At 70.9% G+C, this 20511-nt stretch carries 17 protein-coding genes; all 17 read left to right on the forward strand.

Features of this window, described 5'->3' with window-relative positions:
- Positions 1-43 precede the first annotated feature (43 nt).
- Positions 44-598 carry a NuoB/complex I 20 kDa subunit family protein gene (locus ACIRPK_RS13545; protein ID WP_403037329.1) on the forward strand — a complete coding sequence of 185 codons (555 nt, stop codon included), beginning with the start codon at positions 44-46 and terminating at the stop codon, positions 596-598.
- Complete coding sequence (locus tag ACIRPK_RS13550; protein WP_403037332.1) at positions 595-1299, forward strand: NADH-quinone oxidoreductase subunit C; 705 nt, start codon at positions 595-597, stop codon at positions 1297-1299. The genes ACIRPK_RS13545 and ACIRPK_RS13550 overlap by 4 nt, the downstream gene beginning before the upstream one ends.
- Positions 1299-2618 (forward strand): NADH-quinone oxidoreductase subunit D, encoded by a 1320-nt coding sequence (locus ACIRPK_RS13555; RefSeq protein WP_403037334.1) that lies wholly within the window; start codon positions 1299-1301, stop codon positions 2616-2618. Before ACIRPK_RS13550 ends, ACIRPK_RS13555 begins: the two co-directional genes overlap by 1 nt.
- On the forward strand, positions 2615-3355 hold the full coding sequence (gene nuoE / locus ACIRPK_RS13560; protein WP_403037336.1) for an NADH-quinone oxidoreductase subunit NuoE: 741 nt from the start codon (positions 2615-2617) through the stop codon (positions 3353-3355). Before ACIRPK_RS13555 ends, nuoE begins: the two co-directional genes overlap by 4 nt.
- Entirely contained in the window at positions 3355-4710 is a 1356-nt protein-coding gene (gene nuoF, locus ACIRPK_RS13565) for an NADH-quinone oxidoreductase subunit NuoF (protein ID WP_403037338.1), read from the forward strand. The genes nuoE and nuoF overlap by 1 nt, the downstream gene beginning before the upstream one ends.
- Entirely contained in the window at positions 4707-7145 is a 2439-nt protein-coding gene (locus ACIRPK_RS13570; RefSeq protein ID WP_403037341.1) for an NADH-quinone oxidoreductase subunit G, read from the forward strand. Before nuoF ends, ACIRPK_RS13570 begins: the two co-directional genes overlap by 4 nt.
- Positions 7142-8470 carry an NADH-quinone oxidoreductase subunit NuoH gene (nuoH, locus tag ACIRPK_RS13575; RefSeq protein WP_403037344.1) on the forward strand — a complete coding sequence of 443 codons (1329 nt, stop codon included), beginning with the start codon at positions 7142-7144 and terminating at the stop codon, positions 8468-8470. The genes ACIRPK_RS13570 and nuoH overlap by 4 nt, the downstream gene beginning before the upstream one ends.
- Before the next feature lie 2 nt (positions 8471-8472).
- Complete coding sequence (nuoI, locus tag ACIRPK_RS13580; RefSeq protein WP_403037347.1) at positions 8473-9054, forward strand: NADH-quinone oxidoreductase subunit NuoI; 582 nt, start codon at positions 8473-8475, stop codon at positions 9052-9054.
- Positions 9051-9908 (forward strand): NADH-quinone oxidoreductase subunit J, encoded by an 858-nt coding sequence (locus tag ACIRPK_RS13585; protein ID WP_403037350.1) that lies wholly within the window; start codon positions 9051-9053, stop codon positions 9906-9908. Before nuoI ends, ACIRPK_RS13585 begins: the two co-directional genes overlap by 4 nt.
- Positions 9905-10204, forward strand: coding sequence for an NADH-quinone oxidoreductase subunit NuoK (gene nuoK, locus ACIRPK_RS13590; RefSeq protein WP_403037353.1), 300 nt, complete (start codon positions 9905-9907; stop codon positions 10202-10204). Before ACIRPK_RS13585 ends, nuoK begins: the two co-directional genes overlap by 4 nt.
- A gap of 14 nt (positions 10205-10218) precedes the next feature.
- Positions 10219-12114 (forward strand): NADH-quinone oxidoreductase subunit L, encoded by a 1896-nt coding sequence (gene nuoL / locus ACIRPK_RS13595; RefSeq protein WP_403037356.1) that lies wholly within the window; start codon positions 10219-10221, stop codon positions 12112-12114.
- Positions 12115-12160: 46 nt separating this feature from the next.
- Positions 12161-13777 carry an NADH-quinone oxidoreductase subunit M gene (locus tag ACIRPK_RS13600; protein WP_403037359.1) on the forward strand — a complete coding sequence of 539 codons (1617 nt, stop codon included), beginning with the start codon at positions 12161-12163 and terminating at the stop codon, positions 13775-13777.
- Positions 13774-15405 carry an NADH-quinone oxidoreductase subunit NuoN gene (gene nuoN / locus ACIRPK_RS13605; protein WP_403037362.1) on the forward strand — a complete coding sequence of 544 codons (1632 nt, stop codon included), beginning with the start codon at positions 13774-13776 and terminating at the stop codon, positions 15403-15405. Before ACIRPK_RS13600 ends, nuoN begins: the two co-directional genes overlap by 4 nt.
- A gap of 172 nt (positions 15406-15577) precedes the next feature.
- Entirely contained in the window at positions 15578-16591 is a 1014-nt protein-coding gene (locus tag ACIRPK_RS13610) for a polyprenyl synthetase family protein (protein ID WP_403037365.1), read from the forward strand.
- A gap of 79 nt (positions 16592-16670) precedes the next feature.
- Positions 16671-17333 (forward strand): LuxR C-terminal-related transcriptional regulator, encoded by a 663-nt coding sequence (locus ACIRPK_RS13615; protein ID WP_403037368.1) that lies wholly within the window; start codon positions 16671-16673, stop codon positions 17331-17333.
- A 188-nt stretch (positions 17334-17521) separates the two neighbouring features.
- Positions 17522-19468 (forward strand): 2-oxoacid:acceptor oxidoreductase subunit alpha, encoded by a 1947-nt coding sequence (locus ACIRPK_RS13620; RefSeq protein WP_403037371.1) that lies wholly within the window; start codon positions 17522-17524, stop codon positions 19466-19468.
- Positions 19468-20499, forward strand: a complete 1032-nt coding sequence (locus tag ACIRPK_RS13625; protein WP_403037374.1) for a 2-oxoacid:ferredoxin oxidoreductase subunit beta — start codon at positions 19468-19470, stop codon at positions 20497-20499. The genes ACIRPK_RS13620 and ACIRPK_RS13625 overlap by 1 nt, the downstream gene beginning before the upstream one ends.
- Positions 20500-20511: the final 12 nt, after the last annotated feature.

Consider the following 20511-nt stretch of genomic DNA (forward strand, 5'->3'; position numbering starts at 1 on the left):
CAAGGGCAAACCACCGGACTTGGAGAAGGCTGAGAGGGATCTGATGGGAATCGAGGAGAAGCTGCCGAGCGGCTTTCTGCTCACCAGCGTCGAGACGGCGGCGGGGTGGGTGCGCAAGGCGTCGCTCTTCCCCGCCACCTTCGGGCTGGCCTGCTGCGCGATCGAGATGATGACCACCGGGGCGGGCCGCTACGACCTGGCCCGGTTCGGCATGGAGGTCTTCCGGGGCTCGCCCCGACAGGCCGACCTGATGATCGTGGCCGGCCGGGTGAGCCAGAAGATGGCGCCGGTGCTGCGCCAGGTGTACGACCAGATGGCGAACCCGAAGTGGGTCATCTCGATGGGCGTCTGCGCCTCCTCGGGCGGGATGTTCAACAACTACGCGATCGTGCAGGGCGTGGACCACATCGTCCCGGTCGACATCTACCTGCCCGGCTGTCCGCCGCGGCCGGAGATGCTGATGGACGCGATCCTCAAGCTGCACGAGAAGATCCAGCACGAGCCGCTGGGCGCGAACCGGCTCCGGGCCGAGGAGCTGGCCGAGGAGCTGGCGCTGGGGGCCACCCCGACCAGCGAGATGCGGGGGCTGCTGCGATGACCGAGCAGACACCCGTCCCCGGCACCCGCCGGGAGCTGGCGGTCGAGGTGGTCGGCAAGCGCCAGGGCATGTTCGGTGCCCAGGGCAGCGGCGACACCTCCGGCTTCGGCGGCCTGTCCGCCCCGATCGCGCTGCCGCCCGCCAGCAGCCGCCCGTACGGCCACGGCTTCGACGAGGTCGCGGACGAGTTCGAGGGCGCGCTGGAGGAGCAGGGGCTCGACCCGGCCGAGGTGATCGAGAAGACCGTGGTGGACCGCGGCGAGCTCACCTTCCACATCGCCCGCGAGCACCTGCTCGGGGCGGCCCGGATCCTGCGGGACGACCCGGCGCTGCGCTACGAGCTCTGCCTGGGGGTCAACGGGGTGCACTACCCGAGCGACACCGGGCGCGAGCTGCACGCGGTCTACCCGCTGCGCTCGATCACCCACACCCGGCTGCTCCGGGTGGAGGTCACCGCGCCGGACGCCGACCCGCGGATCCCGTCGCTGGTCAGCGTCTACCCGACCAACGACTGGCACGAGCGCGAGGCGTACGACTTCTTCGGCCTGGTCTTCGAGGGCCACCCGGCGCTCACCCGGATCATGATGCCGGACGACTGGACCGGCCACCCGCAGCGCAAGGACTACCCGCTCGGCGGCATCCCCGTCGAGTACAAGGGTGCCCAGATCCCGGCGCCCGACCAGCGGAGGTCGTACAGCTGATGACCACTCAATACGAGGCACGCGACACCACCGAGGGCCGCGTCTTCACCGTCACCGGCGGCGACTGGGGCGAGGTGGTGGAGGCCGTCGGCCGGGCCGACGACGAGCGGATCATCGTCAACATGGGTCCGCAACACCCGTCCACCCACGGTGTGTTGCGCCTGATCCTGGAGATCGACGGCGAGACCGTGACCGAGGCCAGGTGCGGGATCGGCTACCTGCACACCGGCATCGAGAAGAACATGGAGTTCCGCAACTGGGTCCAGGGCACCACCTTCGTGACCCGGATGGACTACCTGACCCCGATGTTCAACGAGACCGCGTACTGCCTCGCGGTCGAGAAGCTGCTCGGGATCACCGACCAGATCCCGGACCGGGCCAGCGTGATCCGGGTGCTGATGATGGAGCTCAACCGGATCTCCTCGCACCTGGTCTGTCTGGCCACCGGCGGGATGGAGATCGGCTCCACGACGCTGATGATCTACGGCTTCCGGGATCGCGAACTGATCCTGGACGTCTTCGAGTTGGTCACCGGCCTGCGGATGAACCACGCCTACGTCCGCCCCGGCGGGCTCGCCCAGGACCTGCCGCCCGGCGCGGTCGACCAGATCCGCGAGGCGGTCAAGCTGCTCCGCTCCCGGATGCACGAGTACGACAAGCTGGCCACCGGCAACCCGATCTTCAAGGCCCGGCTGGTCGACGTCGGCTTCCTGGACCTGGCCGGCTGCCTGGCGCTCGGCGCCACCGGCCCGATCCTGCGGGCCACCGGCCTGCCGCACGACCTGCGCAAGACCGACCCGTACTGCGGCTACGAGAACTACGAGTTCGAGGTGGCGACCGCCGACAGCGCGGACTCCTACGGGCGGTTCCTGATCCGCCTGGAGGAGATGCACCAGTCGCTGCGGATCGTCGAGCAGTGCCTGGACCGGCTGAAGCCAGGACCGGTGATGGTGGCGGACAAGAAGATCGCCTGGCCCGCGCAGCTCTCCGTCGGTCCCGACGGGATGGGCAACTCGCTGGACCACATCCGGAAGATCATGGGCACCTCGATGGAGGCCCTGATCCACCACTTCAAGCTGGTCACCGAGGGCTTCCGGGTCCCGGTCGGCCAGGCGTACACGGCAGTCGAGTCGCCCAAGGGCGAGCTCGGGGTGCACGTGGTGAGCGACGGCGGTACCCGGCCCTACCGGGTGCACTTCCGCGATCCCTCGTTCACCAACCTGCAGTCGATGGCGGCGATGTGCGAGGGCGGCCAGGTCGCCGACGTGATCGTCGCGGTGGCCGGGATCGACCCGGTGATGGGAGGGGTGGACCGGTGAGTGACGTCCAACTGGGGATGCCGGCGCTGCCGGCCAAGCCGTACCCGGCCGAGGTGCACGCCCGACTGGCGGCGGACGCCAAGGAGTTGATCGACCGCTACCCGGTGGCCCGGTCCGCCCTGCTGCCGCTGCTGCACCTGGTGCAGGCCGAGGAGGGCTGTGTCACGCCGACCGGCGTCCGGTTCTGCGCCGAGCAGCTGGAGCTCACCACGGCCGAGGTGACCGCGGTGGCGACCTTCTACACCATGTACCGGCGCCGCCCGGCGGGGAAGTACCACGTGGGCGTCTGCACCAACACGCTCTGCGCGGTGCTCGGCGGCGACCAGATCCTCGACGAGCTCAAGCAGCACCTGGGCATCGAGAACAACGAGACCACCGCCGACGGCGAGATCTCGATCGAGCACATCGAGTGCAACGCGGCCTGCGACTACGCCCCCGTGGTGATGGTCAACTGGGAGTTCTTCGACAACCAGACCCCGGACAGCGCGCGGCAGTTGGTGGACGACCTGCGGGCCGGGCACGACCCGCGGCCGACCCGGGGCGCCAAGCTCTGCTCGTTCAAGGAGACCTCCCGGATCCTGGCCGGCTTCCCGGACGAGCGCCCCGGCGCGGTGGACGCCTCCGGCGCCGGCGGCGCGCCCTCGCTGGCCGGGCTCCGGCTGGCCAAGGGCGAGGCACTGCCCGGCACCCCGGGCGCCAAGGTCGTGGCCCCCCGGCACGAAGGGACGGAAGCGTGATGACCTCCGTAGAGCCGGCCGAGAAGCTGCTCTCGCCCGTGCTGTCCGCCTCCTGGGACGACACCCGCCCCTGGACGCTCGACACCTACCTCCGCCACGACGGCTACCGGGGCCTGCGCAACGCGCTGGCGATGGCGCCGGACGACCTGATCGCGCTGGTCAAGGACTCCGGCCTGCGCGGCCGCGGCGGGGCCGGCTTCCCGACCGGCCTGAAGTGGCAGTTCATCCCGCAGAACGACGGCAAGCCGCACTACCTGGTGGTGAACGCCGACGAGTCCGAGCCGGGCACCTGCAAGGACATCCCGCTGCTGTTCGCCAACCCGCACTCGCTGATCGAGGGCATGATCATCGCCTCGTACGCGATCCGCTGCGACCACGCCTTCATCTACCTGCGCGGCGAGGTCGTGCCGGTGCTGCGGCGGTTGCACGCGGCGGTGGCCGAGGCGTACCAGGCCGGCTACCTCGGCAAGAACATCCTCGGCTCCGGGATCGACCTGGACATCACCGTGCACGCGGGCGCCGGGGCGTACATCTGCGGTGAGGAGACCGCGCTGCTGGACTCGCTGGAGGGCCGCCGCGGCCAGCCGCGACTGCGGCCGCCGTTCCCCGCCATCGCCGGTCTGTACGCCTGCCCGACGGTGGTCAACAACGTCGAGTCGATCGCCTCGGTGCCGCCGATCCTGGCCCGGGGCAACGAGTGGTTCAAGTCGCTGGGCACCGAGAAGTCGCCCGGTTTCACGCTCTACTCGCTCTCCGGCCACGTCACCAACCCCGGCCAGTACGAGGCCCCGCTCGGCATCACGCTCCGTCAGCTGCTGGACGTCAGCGGCGGCGTCCGGGCCGGGCACCGGATCAAGTTCTGGACCCCGGGCGGAAGTTCGACCCCGATGTTCACCGACCAGCACCTGGACGTCCCGCTGGACTACGAGGGCGTCGGCGCGGCCGGCTCGATGCTCGGCACCAAGGCGCTGCAGATCTTCGACGAGACCACCTGCGTGGTCCGCGCCGTCACCCGGTGGACCGAGTTCTACGCCCACGAGTCCTGCGGCAAGTGCACCCCGTGCCGTGAAGGCACCTACTGGCTGGTGCAGTTGCTCAAGCGGATCGAGGCCGGCCAGGGCGTGCCGGGCGACCTGGAGAAGCTGCTCGACATCGCCGACAACATCAACGGCAAGTCGTTCTGCGCGCTCGGCGACGGTGCGGCCAGCCCGATCGTCTCCTCGCTCCAGTACTTCCGGGCCGAGTACGAGCAGCACCTGAGCGAGCGGCGCTGCCCGTTCGACCCGGCGGCCGCCACCGTCTGGGCCGACCGCAGCGCCCACGAGTCCACCACCGAGAGGGAGGTGCACGCATGACCGTGACCGAGCCGCAGACCAGCACCGACCTGGTCACGCTCACCATCGACGGGGTCGAGGTCAGTGTGCCCAAGGGCACCCTGGTGATCCGCGCCGCCGAGCAGATCGGCACCCAGATCCCCCGGTTCTGCGACCACCCGCTGCTCGCCCCGGCCGGGGCCTGCCGGCAGTGCATCGTGGAGGTGGAGGGCCAGCGCAAGCCGGTCGCCTCCTGCACCATCCCGGTCACCGAGGGCATGGTGGTCCGCACCCAGGTCAGCTCGCCGGTGGCCGAGAAGGCCCAGCGCGGCGTGATGGAGCTGCTGCTGATCAACCACCCGCTGGACTGCCCGGTCTGCGACAAGGGCGGCGAGTGCCCGCTGCAGAACCAGGCGATGTCCACCGGCGAGACCGACTCCCGCTTCGAGGGCATGAAGCGGACCTACGCCAAGCCCGTCCCGGTCAGCAGCCAGGTACTGCTGGACCGGGAGCGCTGCGTGCTCTGCGCCCGCTGCACCCGCTTCTCCCAGGAGATCGCCGGCGACCCGTTCATCGAGCTGCTGGAGCGCGGCGCGCTGCAGCAGGTCGGCACCGGCGAGGGCGACGACTTCGCGTCGTACTTCTCCGGCAACACCATCCAGATCTGCCCGGTCGGCGCGCTCACCTCGGCCGCCTACCGGTTCCGCTCCCGCCCGTTCGACCTGGTCTCCTCGCCGAGCGTGTGCGAGCACTGCTCGGCGGGCTGCGCCCAGCGCACCGACCACCGCCGGGGCAAGGTGCTCCGTCGGCTGGCCGGCGAGGACCCGGCGGTGAACGAGGAGTGGAACTGCGACAAGGGCCGGTTCGCGTTCCGCTACGGCCAGCAGCGCGACCGGCTGTCGACCCCCTTGGTCCGCAGGGACGGTGGGCTGGTCGCCGCCTCCTGGCCGGAGGCGCTGGCCGCCGCCGCCGCGGGCCTGCGCGGCGCCCGCGCGGCCGTCCTGGCCGGTGGCCGGGTCACGGTCGAGGACGCCTACGGCTACGGCAAGTTCGCCCGGGTCGCGCTCGGCACCAACGACGTGGACTTCCGGGCCCGCCCGCTGAGCGGCGAGGAGGCCGACTTCCTGGCCGCCGCGGTCGCCGGCCGCGGGGTCGACCTGGACGGCACGGGCGTCTCCTACCGGTCGCTCGAGGCCGCACCCGCCGCGCTGCTGGTCGGCTTCGAGCCCGAGGAGGAGTCGCCGGTCGTCTTCCTGCGGCTGCGCAAGGCCAACCGGGCCACCGGGCTCCAGGTCTTCGCGGTGGCGAGCCACCGAAGCCGGGGCCTGACCAAGCTGCACGGTGCGCTGCTGCCCGCCGCGCCCGGCACCGAGGCCGAGTGGCTGACCGCGCTGGCCGATGACACCGCGCTCGGCGACGAGGCCGGCCGGGCCGGTCAACTGCTGCGGCAGGACGGCGCGGTGATCCTGGTCGGCGAGCGGCTGGCCACCGTGCCCGGCGGGCTGACCGCCGCGCTGAAGCTGGCCGCCGCGACCGGCGCCGAGCTGGCCTGGGTGCCGCGTCGGGCCGGTGAGCGCGGCGCCGTCGAGGCGGGTGCGCTGCCCGGCCTGCTCCCCGGCGGCCGTCCGGTCTCCGCCGCCGAGGCGCGGACCGAGGCCGCGGTGATCTGGGCCGGGGCCGAACTCCCGTCCAGGAGCGGCCGGGACACCGACCAGATCCTGGCCGCCGCCGCCCACGGCGACCTGGACGCGCTGGTGATCGGCGGCCTGGGCCTGGACGACCTGGCCGACCCGGCGCTGGCCGACGAGGCGCTGGCCCGGGTCCGGTTCGTGGTCTCGCTGGAGATCCGGCCGTCCGCGGTGACCGAACGCGCCGACGTGGTGCTGCCGGTGGCCGCCGTGGCGGAGAAGACCGGCACCTTCCTGGACTGGGAGGGCCGGGTCCGGATGTTCGAGACCGCGATCAAGCCCGACCAGTTGATGGGTCGTCACCTGCATTCGGACGTCCGGGTGCTGAGCATGCTGAGCGACGCGATGGACCGGCCGATCGGCCTGCCCGACGTCCGGGCCGCCCGGCTGGAGCTGGACCGGTTCGCCCCCTGGGCGGGTGACCGTCCGGCCGCGCCGGGCGCGGCCACCGTCCCGCTGCCCCGCCCGGCCGCCGGCCAGGCGGTGCTCGGCGGGCACCGGCTGCTGCTCGACCAGGGCACGCTGCAGATCGGCGACGAGCACCTGGCCGGCACCCGGCACCCGGCGGTGGCCCGGCTCTCGCCCACCACCGCCGCCGAGATCGGCGCCACCACCGCGCTCCGGGTCACCGGCCCGGCCGGCTCGCTCACCCTGCCGCTGGAGCTGAACGCCGAACAGCCCGACCGGACGGTCTGGCTGCCGCTCAACTCCACGCCGGGCGGCGCGTACCGCACCCTCGGCACCACCACCGGCCACCTGGTGACCATCGCCCCGGCGGAGGAGTCATGACACTCGCTGCTTCCGACACCCTGCGCTTCTTCGGGCACGACCCGTGGTGGCTGGTGCTGATCAAGGCGGTCTTCGTCTTCGCCTTCCTGGTCGGCACGGTGCTGATCGCGATCGTCTGGGAGCGCAAGGTCGTCGCCTGGATGCAGCTGCGGATCGGCCCGAACCGGCACGGGCCCTGGGGCATGCTGCAGTCGCTGGCCGACGGCATCAAGCTGGCGTTGAAGGAAGACCTGGTGGTCACCAACGCCGACAAGGTGGTCTACGTCCTGGCCCCGATCGTCGCCGCGATCCCGGCCTTCATGGCCTTCGCGGTGATCCCGCTCGGCCCGGCCGGGAACGAGATCTCGATCTTCGGCACCCGCACCCCGATGCAGCTCACCGATCTGCCGATCGCCCTGCTCTACATCCTGGCGGTGGCCTCGGTCGGCATCTACGGGATCGTGCTGGCCGGCTGGTCCTCCGGCTCGACCTACCCGCTGCTCGGCGGGCTGCGGTCCTCGGCGCAGATGATCAGCTACGAGATCGCGATGGGGCTGTCGTTCGCGGCGGTCTTCATCTACTCGGGCTCGATGTCCACCTCGGAGATCGTCGCCTCCCAGCAGCCGACCTGGTTCGCGGTGCTGCTGCCGGTCTCCTTCATCATCTACGTCATCGCGATGGTGGGTGAGACCAACCGGGCGCCGTTCGACCTCCCGGAGGCCGAGGGCGAGCTGGTCGGCGGCTTCAACACCGAGTACTCCTCGCTGAAGTTCGCGATGTTCATGCTGGCCGAGTACGTCAACATGGTCACCGTCTCGGCGGTGGCGGCCACCCTGTTCCTGGGCGGCTGGCGGGCCCCGTACCCGATCTCCACCTTCTGGGAGGGCGCCAACCACGGCTGGTGGCCGCTGCTCTGGATCACCATCAAGATCCAGCTGCTGCTGTTCTTCTTCATCTGGCTGCGTGGCACGCTGCCCCGGCTCAGGTACGACCAGTTCATGAAGCTGGGCTGGAAGGTGCTGCTGCCGGTCTCACTGGTCTGGCTGGTGATGGTGGCCAGCGTCCGCGCGCTGCGGAACGAGGGCTACCAGTTCGGTCAGGTGGTGCTGTACGTCGGGGCGCCGATCGTGGTGATCCTGCTGGCCTTCCTGATCCGGGACCTGGTCAAGCCGAAGGAGAGCGAAGCCGCCGCCGAGCAGGCCGAGTTCGACCCGATGGCGGACGGCTACCCGGTGCCGCCGCTGCCCGGCCAGACCCTGCCGCCGGTACCGCGTCGGCCCAGCCGGGCCCCGAAACTCCAGGACGCCCTCAACGGCGCCAACCACTCCTCGCCGGAAGGGAGCTGACCATGTCCGACGAGACCGACAAGGGGTCGATCCTCGGCCCGGCCGCAGGCTTCGGCGTGACCTTCAAGGCCATGTTCAAGAAGCGGCTGACCGAGCAGTACCCGGAGCAGAAGAAGCCCACCGCTCCGCGCTTCCACGGCCGCCACCAGCTGAACCGGCACCCGGACGGCCTGGAGAAGTGCGTCGGCTGTGAGCTCTGTGCCTGGGCCTGTCCGGCCGACGCGATCTACGTCGAGGGCGCGGACAACACCGACGAGGAGCGCTACTCGCCCGGTGAGCGGTACGGCGCGGTGTACCAGATCAACTACGCCCGCTGCATCCTCTGCGGCCTGTGCATCGAGGCCTGCCCGACCAGGGCGCTCACCATGACCAACGAGTACGAGCTGGCCGACTCCTCCCGGGCCGACCTGATCTTCACCAAGGAGCAGCTGCTGGTGGGGCTCACCGAGGGCATGGTGGAGGCCCCGCACGCCTACTACCCCGGGGCCGGCGAGAGCGCCTACTACCTGGGCGAGATCACCCAGGCGGCGCCCGGCACCGTCCAGCAGCAGAAGACGGACCGGGAGCGGGAGGTGCAGGGATGACCTCCACCGGAGAAGCGGTCCAGTTCTGGATCCTCGCCGTGCTCGCGGTCGGCGGCGCGCTCGGCATGCTGCTGATGAAGAAGGCGGTGCACAGCGCGCTCTGCCTGGCCGCCACCATGATGGCGCTGGCGGTCTGTTACTTCGCCCAGGGCGCGGTCTTCCTGGGCGTGGTGCAGATCGTGGTCTACACCGGCGCGATCATGATGCTGTTCCTGTTCGTGCTGATGCTGGTCGGCGTCACCTCGGACGACTCGCTCAAGGAGCAGCTGAAGGGCCAGCGGGTCGCCGCCGTGCTCTGCGGCCTCGGCTTCGGCGTGCTGCTGATCGCCGGGATCTCCAACGCCAAGCTCTCCACCTTCGCCGGTCTGACCGAGGCGAACGCCGAGGGCAACGTGCAGGGCCTGGCCCGGCTGCTGTTCACCGACTACGTCTGGGCCTTCGAGCTGACCGGCGCGCTGCTGATCACCGCGGCGATCGGTGCGATGGTGCTGACCCACCGCGAGCACGTCAAGGCTCCGCTGACCCAGCGTCAGCTGGCCGCCCAGCGGGTCAGGGACAACATCCAGCTGCCGCCGCTGCCCGCCCCCGGCGTGTACGCCCGGCACAACGCGGTGGACATCCCGGCGCTGCTGCCGGACGGCACCGTCAGTGAGGACTCGGTGATGAACACGCTGCGCGAGCGCGGCCAGATCCGCGATGTCAGCCGGGACATGCTGGACCGGATGGCCGAGCTGGAGGCGACCACCGCCGACTGGCTGGGCCGCGGTCCGTCGGCCCGGCCGCCGGTGGCGGGCCCGCGCAAGGCGCTGGAGACCACGCCGAAGTCCCGGCCGGAGCAGGAGGAGCAGGCGTGAACCCCGTCAACTACCTCTACCTGGCCGCCCTGTTGTTCACCATCGGGGCCTCCGGCGTGCTGATCCGGCGGAACGCGATCGTGCTCTTCATGTGCGTCGAGCTGATGCTCAACGCCTCGAACCTGGCACTGGTCACCTTCTCCCGGCTGCACGGCAACCTGGACGGCCAGATCATCGCGTTCTTCACCATGGTGGTCGCCGCGGCCGAGGTCGTGGTCGGCCTCGCCATCATCGTGTCCATCTTCCGGTCCAGGCACTCGGCTTCGGTCGATGACAGCAACCTGATGAAGCTGTAGGCGGAGGGCCCACGGTGAACTCACTCATTCCGCTGCTCGTGGCGGCCCCGTTGCTCGGTGCTGCCCTGCTACTGCTGGGCGGTCGGCTGTTCGACCGCTACGGGCACTGGCTCGGCACCGCGCTGGCCGCCACCTCGTTCGGGCTCGGCCTGGCACTGTTCTCGGACATGCTGGGCCGGGAGGCCGAGCACCGCTCGATCTCCCAGCGCCTCTTCAGCTGGATCGAGGTCGGCGGCTTCAAGGCCGACGTCGCCTTCCAGCTGGACCAACTCTCGGTCACCTTCGTGCTGTTGATCACGGGTGTCGGGACACTGATCCACATCTACTCGATGGGCTACATGGCGCACGACCCGCGCCGCCGTCGCTTCTTCGCCTACCTGAACCTCTTCCTGGCCGCCATGCTGCTGCTCGTGCTGGCGGACAACTACCTGCTGCTGTACGCGGGTTGGGAGGGCGTCGGGCTCGCCTCGTACCTGCTGATCGGGTTCTGGCAGCACAAGCCCAGCGCCGCGGTGGCCGCGAAGAAGGCCTTCCTGGTCAACCGGGTCGGCGACCTCGGGCTGTCGATCGGCATCATGCTGATGTTCACCGAGTTCGGCGACGTCACGTTCGCCGGGGTGTTCGGCACCGCCGAGCAGGCGGGCGAGGGCAAGCTCACCGCGATCGCGCTGATGCTGCTGCTGGCCGCCTGCGGCAAGTCCGCCCAGGTGCCGCTGCAGTCCTGGCTCGGGGACGCGATGGAGGGCCCGACCCCGGTCTCGGCCCTGATCCACGCGGCCACCATGGTGACCGCCGGCGTCTACCTGATCACCCGGTCCAGCGTGATCTTCAACCTGGCCCCCGACGCCCAGACCGTGGTCGTGGTGGTCGGTGCGGTGACGCTGCTGTTCGGTGCGATCGTCGGTTGCGCCAAGGACGACATCAAGAAGGCGCTGGCCGGCTCGACCATGTCGCAGATCGGCTACATGGTGCTGGCGGCGGGCCTCGGCCCGATCGGCTACGCGTTCGCCATCATGCACCTGGTGACGCACGGCTTCTTCAAGGCCGGGCTGTTCCTCGGCGCCGGGTCGGTCATGCACGGCATGAACGACGAGGTGAACATGCGGCACTACGGCGGCCTGCGGAAGTTCATGCCGGTCACCTTCGTCACCTTCGGCCTCGGCTACCTGGCGATCATCGGGTTCCCCGGGCTGTCCGGCTTCTTCTCCAAGGACCAGATCATCGAGGCGGCGTTCGCCAAGGGCGGCACCGAGGGCTGGATCCTCGGCCTCTGCACCCTGGTCGGCGCGGCCGTCACCGCGTTCTACATGACCCGGGTGATGATCCTGACCTTCTTCGGCGCGAAGCGCTGGCAGCCGGATGCGGAGGGCCACGAGCCGCACCCGCACGAGTCCCCGGCCAGCATGACGCTGCCGATGGTCGTGCTGGCCTTCGGCTCGGTCTTCGCCGGTGGGCTGTTCGCCTTCAACGAGTCCTTCGTCGGCTGGCTGGAGCCGGTCACCGGACTGGCCCACGGCGACTCGCCGTTGAACGCCACCACGGTCACCGTGCTCACCTCGGTCTGCGTGGCCGGCGGTGTGCTGCTGTCCTGGCTGATGTACGGCCGCGCCCCGGTGCCGGTCACCCCGCCGGTGGGCTCGCTGCTCACCCGGGCGGCCCGTCGCGACCTGCTCCAGGACGACTTCAACCACGCCGTGCTGGTCCGCCCCGGCTCCGCCCTGGCCGCCTCGCTGGTCTACCTGGACAGCAAGGCGGTGGACGGCTTCGTGAACGGCCTGGCCGCCACGATCGGCGGGATCTCCGGCCGGCTGCGCCGGATCCAGACCGGCTACGTCCGGACGTACGCGCTCTCGATGTTCGGCGGCACCCTGGTGCTGGTCGCCACCACTCTGCTGATGAGGTCCGTCTGATGGCCGCTACCCACCTGCTCGGCCGACTTGTATGGGAGGTCCGGCGATGAGCTATCTGCTGACCGCCACCTGTGCCGTCCCCGCCGCCGGGGCGGTGCTCACCGCGGCGCTGCCGGGTGGCACCACCGAGGCCCGCCGACGGACGGCGAAGCTCACCGCGATGGCCGTCTCGACGGCCGCCCTGGTGCTGGCCGTGCTGGTCGCCGTCCGGTACGAACCCGGCGGTGACCGCTACCAGTTGACCGAGTCGTACAGCTGGATCAGGTCCTTCGGGATCAGCTTCTCGCTCGGCGTGGACGGGATCGGCGCGGTCCTGGTGCTGCTCACCGCGGTGCTGGTGCCGATCGTGCTGCTGGCCTCCTGGCACGACGCGGAGCCGATCCAGAACCCGGACGGCACCTTCGAGAACCTGCGCCGCACCCAGGGCTTCTTCGCCCTGGTGCTGGCGGTCGAGGCGATGGTGATCGTCTCCTTCCTGGCCACCGACGTCTTCGTGTTCTACGTCTTCTTCGAAGCCATGCTGATCCCGATGTACTTCCTGATCGGCGGCTTCGGCGACCGGGCCGGCGGACCGGACGCGAGCGCCCAGCGCTCGTACGCCGCCGTCAAGTTCCTGCTCTACAACCTGCTCGGCGGTCTGGTCATGCTGGCCGCCGTGATCGGGCTGTACGTGATCGCCTCCGGGCAGGGCCTGGCCACCTTCGACCTGCCGACGCTGACCGACGCGATCGCGAGCGGCAAGCTGGTGATCGACCCGACCGCCGAGAAGGCGCTCTTCCTGGGCTTCTTCTTCGCCTTCGCGGTGAAGGCCCCGCTCTGGCCGCTGCACACCTGGCTGCCGAACGCGATGGGCGAGGCCACCGCCGGGACGGCCGTGCTGATCACGGCGGTGGTCGACAAGGTCGGCACCTTCGCGATGCTGCGGTTCTGCCTGGGCCTGTTCCCGGACGCGTCCACCACCTTCGGGCCGGTGATCCTGGTGCTGGCCCTGATCGGGATCGTCTACGGCGCGCTGCTGGCGGTCGGTCAGAAGGACATCAAGCGCCTGGTCGCGTACGCCTCGATCTCGCACTTCGGCTTCATCATCATGGGCATCTTCGCCTTCACCACCCAGGCGCAGAGCGGTGCCACCCTCTACATGGTGAACCACGGCATCTCCACCGCCGCCTGGATGCTGGTCGCGGGCTTCCTGATCTCCCGTCGGGGCTCGCGCCTGATCAGCGACTTCGGCGGGGTGCAGAAGGTCGCCCCGGTGCTCGCCGGGACCTTCCTGATCGGTGGCCTGGCCACCCTCTCGCTGCCCGGGCTCGCCCCGTTCGTCAGCGAGTTCCTGGTCCTGGTCGGCACCTTCGCCAAGTACCCGGTGATCGGGATCATCGCCACCCTGGGCATCGTGCTGGCCGCGCTGTACGCGCTGCTGCTCTACCAACGCACCATGACAGGCCCCGTCAAGGAGGGCGTGGCGGGCATGTCGGACCTGAAGGTCCGTGAGCTGGCCGTGGTGGCCCCGCTGGTGGCCCTGACCATCCTGCTGGGCGTCTACCCCAAGCCGCTCACCGACCTGGTCAACCCGACCGTGGACGCCACCATGTCCCAGGTGCAGCAGACCGACCCGGCACCGGCCCACCCGGTCGCCGCCACCACCGGAGGTGAGCACAAGTGAGCGGTTGGCTCGCCGCCGCGGGCGGCAACAGCCCCAGCATCCCGGCGCCGCACATCGAGTACGGCCAGCTCTCGCCGATGCTGATCGTCTTCGGGGCCGCCCTGCTGGGCATCCTGGCCGAGGCGTTCCTGCCGCGCCGGGCCCGGTACGGCGCCCAGGTCACCATCGCGCTGCTCGGCCTGGCGGCCTCGTTCGGCGCCGTGGTGGTGCTGGCCGCCCAGGGGCACGCCTCCACCGAGGCCGGGCTGCTGGCGATGGGCGCGGTGGCCATCGACGGCCCCGCGCTGTTCCTGCAGGGCCTGATCCTGCTCTCCGCCGCGGTGGCCGTGCTCACCTACGCCGAGCGCCGGCTGGAGCCGAAGCTGAACGGCAACGCCGTGGACGCCTTCGTCCCGCAGGGCGCGTCGGTCCCCGGCAGCGAGCAGGAGCGGCAGGCCACCCGGGCCGGGTTCGCCTCCACCGAGGTCTACCCGCTCACCCTGTTCGCGGTCGGCGGCATGCTGCTCTTCCCGGCCGCCAACGACCTGCTGACCATGTTCGTCGCGCTGGAGGTCTTCTCCCTCCCGCTCTACCTGCTCTGCGCACTGGCCCGGCGCCGCCGGCTGCTCTCCCAGGAGGCGGCGGTCAAGTACTTCCTGCTCGGCGCCTTCGCCTCGGCCTTCTTCCTGTTCGGCATCGCGCTGCTGTACGGCTACGCGGGCACCGTCCGGCTGGGCGGGATCGCCGACGTGGTCTCCGGGGTTGCCCAGGTCACCCCGGCGCTGGCGGGCTCCACCCAGAACGACGCGCTGCTGCTGATCGGCCTGGCGATGCTCTCGGTCGGCCTGCTCTTCAAGGTCGGCGCGGTGCCGTTCCACTCCTGGACCCCGGACGTCTACCAGGGCGCGCCGACCCCGGTCACCGGCTTCATGGCCGCGGCCACCAAGACGGCCGCGTTCGGGGCCTTCCTCCGGCTGTTCTACGTGGCCTTCCCGGGCCTGCGCTGGGACTGGCGGCCCGTCATGTGGGGCGTGGCGATCCTGACCATGGTGGTCGGCGCGGTGCTGGCGGTCACCCAGCAGGACGTCAAGCGACTGCTGGCGTACTCCTCGATCGCGCACGCCGGCTTCATCCTGACCGGCGTGATCGCCTCCAACAAGCAGGGCGTCGGGGCGGTCCTCTTCTACCTGGCCGCGTACTCCTTCGTCACCCTCGGCGCGTTCGCGGTGGTGACCCTGGTGCGCGACTCCAAGGGGGAGGCGACCCACCTGTCCAGCTGGGCCGGGCTGGGGCGGCGCTCGCCGCTGCTGGCGGCGGTCTTCGCGCTCTTCCTGCTGGCCTTCGCCGGCATCCCGCTGACCTCGGGCTTCACCGGCAAGTTCGCGGTGTTCCAGGCGGCGGCGGCCGGCGGTGCCACGCCGCTGGTGATCGTCGGTGTGCTCAGCTCGGCCGTCGCGGCCTTCTTCTACATCCGCGTGATCGTGCTGATGTTCTTCTCCGACCCGCGTCCGGGCGGGCCCGCCGTGGCCGTGCCCAGCGTGCTCACCAGCACCGCCATCGCGGTCGGCGTCCTGGTCACCCTGGTGCTCGGGCTGGCCCCGCAGTACTTCCTCGACCTGGCCTCCTCGGCCTCGGTCTTCACGCGTTGAGCGACCGCGACAGGGCCCGTAGCCGCAGGCTGCGGGCCCTGTTCCGTGACAGGACCCGGGGAGGTCCGCACGCCCGTGCAGTGATCCACTCGCGACCGGATACCCTCCTAGTAGGCCAGCGGCGGCACTCAGGGACCAGGCCGCGAATCGACCAGGGACAGGAGTGGTCTGCGTGACCGTCGTGGGGCCCTTCGGGCTGAGCGTGCAGGACCGCGATCTCACCAGCGACGTCCAGGCCGGCATGGACGCCGTCGAGGCGTCCCTGACCGAGACGGTCAAGAGCGAAGTCCCGTTCATCACCGTCACCGCGAGCCACCTGATCGAGGCCGGCGGCAAGCGCTTCCGCCCGCTGCTGGTGATGCTGGCCGCCCAGTTCGGCGACCCGTACGCGCCCGGTGTGGTCCCCGCCGCCGTGGTGGTCGAGCTGACCCACCTGGCCACCCTGTACCACGACGACGTGATGGACGAGGCCCCCGTCCGGCGGGGCGCGCCGAGCGCCAACTCCCGCTGGGACAACTCGGTCGCCATCCTGACCGGCGACTTCCTGTTCTCCCGCGCCTCCCAGGTGCTGGCCGACCTCGGCCCGGCGGCGGTCCGGCTGCAGGCCGACGCGTTCGAGCGACTGGTGACCGGCCAGATCCTGGAGACGGCCGGCCCGCGCCCCGAGGACGACCCGCTCCAGCACTACCTGGACGTGATCGCGGGCAAGACCGGCTCGCTGGTCGCGGTGGCCTGCCACCTCGGCGCGCTGATGGCCGGCGCCACCCCGGAGGCGGTGGAGATCCTCCGCCAGTACGGCGAGCGGATGGGCACCGCGTTCCAGCTCGCCGACGACGTGCTGGACATCGCCAGCGACGGCCACGAGTCCGGCAAGACCCCCGGCACCGACCTGCGCGAGGGCGTGCCGACGCTGCCGATCCTGCTGCTCCAGCAGATGCCGGTGGACCAGGCCGACCCCGAGGACCTCCGGCTGCGCGAGCTGCTCACCCTCGACCTGGCGGCCGACGACGAGCTGCACGCCGAGGCGCTCAAGCTGCTGCGCCGGCACCCGGCGCTGGAACGCGCCCGCCGGGACACCCTGCGCTACGCCGAGGAGGCCCGCGCGCTGCTCGCCCCGCTGCCGGACTGCCCGGCCAAGGCGGCCCTGCAGGGCCTGTGCGACGCGGTGGCCATCCGCACCATGTGACGGGGAGCCCGCCCGGCATGACGGATCGTCGGATGCGGGAGACTGGACGCCGTCCGGTCTCCCTGCCCGAAAGGCCGTCATGCTCCGTGTCGTCATCGCCGAGGACTCCGTACTGCTGCGCGAGGGCCTGACCAGGCTGCTCACCGACCGGGGCCTGGAGGTGGTCGCGGGCGTCGGGGACGGCGAGTCGCTGGTCCGCACCGTCCAGGAGCTGGCCGCCGGCGACGCGCTGCCGGACGTGGTGGTGGCCGACGTCCGGATGCCGCCGACCCACACCGACGAGGGGGTCAGGGCCTGCGTCACGCTGCGCGGGCTGTACCCGGGGCTGGGCGTGCTGGTGCTGTCCCAGTACGTCGAGGAGAAGTACGCGAGCGAGCTGCTGGCCGGCTCCACCCGGGGCGTCGGCTACCTGCTCAAGGACCGGGTGGCCGAGGTCAGGGAGTTCGTCGACGCGGTGGTCCGGGTGGCCGACGGCGGCACCGCGCTGGACCCGGAGGTGGTGCAGCAGCTGCTCAGCCGCAGCCGCAAGGGCGACGTGCTGGCCGGGCTGACCCCGCGCGAGCGCGAGGTGCTCGGGCTGATGGCCGAGGGCCGGACCAACGCCGCGGTGGCCCGGCAGCTGGTGGTCTCGGACGGCGCGGTGGAGAAGCACGTCAGCAACATCTTCCTCAAGCTGGGCCTCGGCCAGAGCCCCGAGGACCACCGTCGGGTGCTGGCGGTGCTCACCTACCTACAGTCCTGATCGAGCCACCCCTGCGCGGGGCATGAAGACCCCTAGCGTCAACGTTGTGTACCGGTGGAGGGCCCCGCCGCTGATCCGAAGTTACGGCCCGGGCGGGTTCCGGCGGCCTAGGATGCCAAGCAGTGCACCACGCGGACGGGGCACACGGCTCACGCCCGCGCCTGGCGCCCACGAGGAGGTCCGCGGCAGTGACCAGTCAGGTGGATCAGGCAGAGGCAGTGGACGGCTCTGACGGCGGCGAAGGCCGTTCGGGGCCGGTCCCGCCCCCGGGCGCGCGGCAGCGCCCCGCGAAGCCGATCCGGCGGGTGGACCGGGTGATCATCCGGTTCGCCGGGGACTCCGGTGACGGTATGCAGCTCACCGGTGACCGCTTCACCTCGGAGACGGCGTCGTTCGGCAACGACCTCTCGACGCTGCCGAACTTCCCGGCCGAGATCAGGGCCCCCGCCGGGACCCTGCCCGGCGTGTCGTCGTTCCAGCTGCACTTCGCGGACCACGACATCCTCACCCCGGGCGACGCGCCGAACGTGCTGGTCGCGATGAACCCGGCGGCGCTCAAGGCCAACCTGGGTGACCTGCCGCGCGGCGCCGAGATCATCGCCAACACCGACGAGTTCACCAAGCGCGCGCTGGCGAAGGTCGGTTACGCCGCCGACCCGCTGGCCGACGGCTCGCTGGAGGCGTACCACGTGCACCGGGTGCCGCTGACGGCGCTCACCCTGGAGGCGCTCAAGGACTCCGGCCTGGCCCGGAAGGACGCCGAGCGGGCGAAGAACATGTTCGCGCTCGGGCTGCTGTCCTGGATGTACCACCGGCCCACCCACGGGACGGAGGCGTTCCTGCGGCAGAAGTTCGCCAAGAAGCCGGACATCGCCGAGGCCAACATCACGGCGTTCCGGGCGGGTTGGAACTTCGGCGAGACCACCGAGGACTTCGCGGTCTCCTACGAGGTGGCCCCGGCCAGGCTGCCGCTCGGCACCTACCGGAACATCTCCGGCAACCTCGCGCTGTCCTACGGCCTGATCGCGGCCGGGCAGCGCTCCGGCCTGCCGGTCTTCCTGGGCTCCTACCCGATCACCCCGGCCTCGGACATCCTGCACGAGCTGTCCCGGCACAAGAACTTCGGCGTCCGGACCTTCCAGGCCGAGGACGAGATCGCCGGGATCGGTGCCGCGCTCGGTGCCGCGTTCGGCGGGGCGCTCGGGGTCACCACCACCTCGGGCCCCGGGGTGGCGCTCAAGTCGGAGACCATCGGCCTGGCGGTCTCGCTCGAACTCCCGCTGCTGGTGGTGGACATCCAGCGCGGTGGCCCGTCCACCGGCCTGCCCACCAAGACCGAGCAGGCCGACCTGCTGCAGGCGATGTTCGGCCGCAACGGCGAGGCGCCGGTGCCGATCGTGGCCCCGGCCACCCCGGCCGACTGTTTCGACGCCGCACTGGAGGCGGCCCGGATCGCGGTGGTCTACCGCACCCCGGTCTTCCTGCTCTCGGACGGCTACCTGGCCAACGGCTCGGAGCCTTGGCGGATCCCGACCGTGGACGAACTCCCTTCCATCGACCCCGACTTCGCCACCGGACCGAACCACGACGGCGAGTTCTGGCCGTACCAGCGCGACCCGGCCACGCTGGCCCGCCCTTGGGCGGTGCCCGGCACGGCCGGCCTGGAGCACCGGATCGGCGGGATCGAGAAGCAGGACGGCACCGGGAACATCTCCTACGACCCGGCCAACCACGACTTCATGGTCCGCACCCGGCAGGCCAAGATCGACGGGATCGACGTCCCCGACCTGGAGGTCGACGACCCGTCCGGCAAGGCCCGGGTGCTGGTGCTCGGCTGGGGCTCCACCTACGGCCCGATCACCGCGGCCGTCCGGCGGGTCCGGGCGGACGGCGGCGAGGTGGCGCAGACCCACCTGCGGCACCTCAACCCCTTCCCGGCGAACCTGGGTTCGATCCTCAAGGCGTACGACAAGGTGATCGTGCCGGAGATGAACCTCGGTCAGCTCGCCCTGCTGCTTCGGGCCAAGTACCTGGTGGACGCGGAGTCCTACAACCAGGTGCGCGGGCTGCCGTTCAAGGCGGCCCAGCTGGCCGACGTGCTGTCCGCCGCCATCGGCACTCTGGAGGAGAAGTGATGGAGAGCCTTCGACTGGTCCCCAAGGCCGAGGCGCTGCAGACCGCCAAGGAGTTCAAGACCGACCAGGAGGTGCGCTGGTGCCCCGGCTGCGGGGACTACGCGATCCTGGCCGCCGTCCAGGCGTTCATGCCCGAGCTGGGCATCAGGCGGGAGAACACCGTCTTCGTCTCCGGGATCGGCTGCTCCTCGCGCTTCCCGTACTACATGAACACCTACGGGATGCACTCGATCCACGGCCGTGCCCCGGCGATCGCCACCGGCCTGGCCGCCTCCCGGCGGGACCTGTCGGTCTGGGTGGTGACGGGTGACGGCGACGCGCTGTCGATCGGTGGCAACCACCTGATCCACGCGCTGCGACGGAACGTCAACCTGAAGATCCTGCTGTTCAACAACCGGATCTACGGGCTGACCAAGGGTCAGTACTCGCCCACCAGCGAGGTCGGGAAGATCACCAAGTCCACCCCGATGGGCTCGCTGGACCACCCCTTCAACCCGCTCTCGCTGGCGATCGGCGCCGAGGCCACCTTCGTCGCCCGGACCATCGACTCTGACCGCCAGCACCTGCAGTCGGTGCTCCGGGCGGCCGCCGAGCACCAGGGCACCGCGCTGGTGGAGATCTACCAGAACTGCAACATCTTCAACGACAACGCCTTCGAGGTGCTCAAGGACCCGGGCACCCGGGACGAGGCGCTGATCCGGCTGGAGCACGGGCAGCCGGTCACCTTCGCCGGCCGGGGCGTCTTCCGGGACGCGGTCGGCGAGCTGTACGTGGCGCCGCTCAGCGAGGAGAACCAGGCGGACGTGCTGGTGCACGACGCCCACCACCCCAACCCGGCGCTGGCGTTCGCGCTGTCCCGGATCGCCGACGCCGACACCCTGCACCACACCCCGATCGGGGTGCTGCGCTCGGTCCGGCGGCCGGTCTACGACGACCTGATGGGCGATCAGCTGGACCTGGCCGTCGAGCAGCACGGCCGGGGCGACCTGGGGGCCCTGCTGACCGGGAAGGACACCTGGACGGTGGCCTGAGCCCGGCCCCGC

It is taken from the genome of Kitasatospora sp. NPDC101801, from assembly GCF_044766665.1.
Classification (GTDB): domain Bacteria; phylum Actinomycetota; class Actinomycetes; order Streptomycetales; family Streptomycetaceae; genus Kitasatospora.

Excerpts from the sequence above, each read along its gene's own strand:
- ACIRPK_RS13545 (WP_403037329.1), top strand. The coding sequence starts at position 44 with ATGGGAATCGAGGAGAAGCTGCCGAGCGGCTTTCTGCTCACCAGCGTC.
- ACIRPK_RS13550 (WP_403037332.1), top strand. The coding sequence starts at position 595 with ATGACCGAGCAGACACCCGTCCCCGGCACCCGCCGGGAGCTGGCGGTC.
- ACIRPK_RS13555 (WP_403037334.1), top strand. The coding sequence starts at position 1,299 with ATGACCACTCAATACGAGGCACGCGACACCACCGAGGGCCGCGTCTTC.
- nuoF (WP_403037338.1), top strand. The coding sequence starts at position 3,355 with ATGACCTCCGTAGAGCCGGCCGAGAAGCTGCTCTCGCCCGTGCTGTCC.
- ACIRPK_RS13570 (WP_403037341.1), top strand. The coding sequence starts at position 4,707 with ATGACCGTGACCGAGCCGCAGACCAGCACCGACCTGGTCACGCTCACC.
- nuoH (WP_403037344.1), top strand. The coding sequence starts at position 7,142 with ATGACACTCGCTGCTTCCGACACCCTGCGCTTCTTCGGGCACGACCCG.
- nuoI (WP_403037347.1), top strand. The coding sequence starts at position 8,473 with ATGTCCGACGAGACCGACAAGGGGTCGATCCTCGGCCCGGCCGCAGGC.
- ACIRPK_RS13585 (WP_403037350.1), top strand. The coding sequence starts at position 9,051 with ATGACCTCCACCGGAGAAGCGGTCCAGTTCTGGATCCTCGCCGTGCTC.
- ACIRPK_RS13600 (WP_403037359.1), top strand. The coding sequence starts at position 12,161 with ATGAGCTATCTGCTGACCGCCACCTGTGCCGTCCCCGCCGCCGGGGCG.
- ACIRPK_RS13615 (WP_403037368.1), top strand. The coding sequence starts at position 16,671 with ATGCTCCGTGTCGTCATCGCCGAGGACTCCGTACTGCTGCGCGAGGGC.
- ACIRPK_RS13625 (WP_403037374.1), top strand. The coding sequence starts at position 19,468 with ATGGAGAGCCTTCGACTGGTCCCCAAGGCCGAGGCGCTGCAGACCGCC.